The sequence below is a fragment of the Streptomyces sp. NPDC060198 genome (assembly GCF_042728415.1).
Classification (GTDB): domain Bacteria; phylum Actinomycetota; class Actinomycetes; order Streptomycetales; family Streptomycetaceae; genus Streptomyces.
In genome coordinates this window covers 1-2285 of the sequence record NZ_JBHWZJ010000621.1, presented here as the reverse complement: position 1 = coordinate 2285, position 2285 = coordinate 1, and the positions used below count along the sequence as shown (strand labels likewise).

Here is a 2285-nt window from a genome sequence, read left to right as displayed (position 1 = left end):
AAGAGCACCCAGCCGACGATGCCCAGCGGGCTCATGTCGCCGACCAGTCCGCCGAGGACGGCCAGGAGCGCCGCGCCGCCGGTGAACAGCGCGTACCCCCGGACCAGCGAGAGCCGAAGGGCGCGCTCGTCCACGGTGGGGGCGGTGGACGGGTCCTGCGGGGGAGCCTGCGTGCTCGCGGCGGGGGCGGCCGGTGCTTCCCGCGACGCCCGCTGTCCGCGTGCGCGCCGGCCGAGGAGCAGGTGAACGGCCTGGCCGAGCGCCACGATTCCCGCACCGACCATGACGCCGTGCGGAATGTATCCGGCACCCAGGTCCGTGTCGAAGAGGTCGGGGCTGTACTGGCGCAGCATCAGGCCGATGCCGAACATCAGCAGGGCCCAGACGTTGCCCAGGAAGGCGACGCCGGCCGCGGAGAGCGGGAGGCTGAAGAGCGTTCCGGCCAGGCCGACCACGGTACCCCCGGCGAGGACGAGCGCCCGGCGCCCGCCCCGGTCGCCCGCCTTGATGGTCTCGGCCGCGGCAGTGCCGGGAGGCCAGGCGGCGTCGGCGGGCAGCAGCCGGGAACCGAAGGCTCGGTAGAGCACCCAGGCGTCCACCACCAGGCCGACGAAGGACCCGGCGAGCATCGGCCAGACCAGGTCCTTGTGCCCGAAGGCGTAGGGCACGGCCACCGAGGTCAGCAGTGCGTTCGCGGAGGCGAAGGTCGCGGCGGAGATGGCGCTCTGGGCGAGGTTCTGCCGGTGCACGGAACGCATCCGGCGCAGGAAGCCCAGCGGTATCCGGCCGATGAGCATCGCCACCAGGGCGCCGACCACGGAGGTGTTGGCGGATATCCCGAGCTTGGAGACGAGGTCGATGCCGATGACGGCGCCCACGGCGGAGAGGACCACCAGGATCACCAGCAGCGCGGGTTCCATGACCCGCGGATGGGACCGGATCTCGTCGGCGCCGACGCCGTTGCCGGTCCGGGGGCCGGGTCCCGGTGGCTGGGCCGTGTGCTGGGTGGAGACGTGGTGCGCCATGGGGGCACCCCTTCGGTGGCTGGGACGGGGAAGGCCGGAGGTACGCGCGGCGGCGGGCCGCGGCCGTGACGGCGGTGTGCGGGTGCGGTGCCGGCCGGTGGCTGGGCCGGCAGGCGGTTCATCCGCCGAGGGCCTCGGTGATCTCCGCAGCTCCGGCACGTACCAGGGGCACGAGGGTGTCGAGAGCCCGGTCCACACGGTGGGAGGGGCCGATGACGGTCAGCGAGGCGGGCACGTCGCTTCCCTGGAAGACGGGCGCGGCGACCGCCGTGACGGCCTCGTCGTACTCGCCGTGGCTGACGCTGTGACCGTCCGCGCGGACCTGGGCGTAGCAGGTGAGCAGGACGTCGAGATCGGTGATGGTGCGGTCGTTGAAACGGGTCAGCCCGGTGGCGCCGAACATCTGCCGCACCGCGCGTTCGGGGTGGTACGCGAAGATGGCGTGGCCGGAAGCACCGGCGTGGCCGGGCATGACCGCGCCGATGATGGCGGTGTAGCGGACCGGCCCCGTTCCGTCGACGGCGGCCTCGCAACGGTAGCTGCCGCCGTGCGGGACGTTGAGAACGATGCTCTCGCCCGTCTCGCGGAGCAGCCGGGCGAGGACGGGCCGGGCCAGCGAGGGGAGCACCCCACTGTGCTCCCCGACTCTCGCCAGTCGGGAGAGGGCGGGGCCCGGCCGGTAGCGACGGGTCGTCTCGTCGCAGACCAGGAAGGCGCGCGCGGTCAGGGTGGTGAGCAGCCGCTGCACGACTGCCTTGTCCCAGCCGTGGTGGCGGGCCAGTTCGCTGACGCCCCACTCGGGCCGCTGCACGCTGAAGGTGAGCAGGACGAGCAGGGCCCGGTCCACGGTCTGCAGGACCCCGCCGGTCTGCGGCCCGGCTGCTGCCGGGTTACTGGTGCTCGTGCCGTGCTCCGTCATGGTGCCGACCCCTCCTGCGTCCGTCGCGTGTCGCATGTCTTCAGCGGTGCGGAAATCGCAACGCCGTTGCGATTTCTGGCGAAAGGATGCGGGCGCGCCCAGCGGGTGTCAAGGGGTTGCCGAACATTCGCCCTACGGCTCCGACCTGCCGAAAGGGGGGACGCAATGACGGCGGACGGAAGGAGGGAGCGGTGCGGGGGGCCGTCCCGTACGGCCGGTACGACCGGCTCGTCGGACAGCACAGCGGTGCGGGGCCCGCCTGGGGGGGCGGGCCCCGACCGCTGGTCCGCGCCCCCGCCCGGGGTGCGGGGGGAGCCGGCGGGGGGGGGGGGGCGGGGTGC

2 protein-coding genes are annotated in these 2285 nt (G+C 73.7%); both read right to left on the bottom strand.

All coding sequences use genetic code 11. From position 1 onward, the window contains the following. Window positions 1-1025, bottom strand: a 1025-nt coding sequence (locus ACFWEP_RS34165) for an OPT/YSL family transporter (RefSeq protein WP_387376130.1), incomplete at its 3' end; no start/stop codon positions are given. 118 nt (window positions 1026-1143) lie between these two features. Next, a complete protein-coding gene (locus tag ACFWEP_RS34160; RefSeq protein WP_387376128.1) occupies window positions 1144-1944 on the bottom strand; it encodes an IclR family transcriptional regulator in 801 nt (266 codons plus the stop codon). Window positions 1945-2285 lie beyond the last annotated feature (341 nt).

What these genes read in the sequence shown, in the direction of transcription:
- ACFWEP_RS34160 (WP_387376128.1), bottom strand. Translation starts at nt 1,944, where the DNA reads ATGACGGAGCACGGCACGAGCACCAGTAACCCGGCAGCAGCCGGGCCG.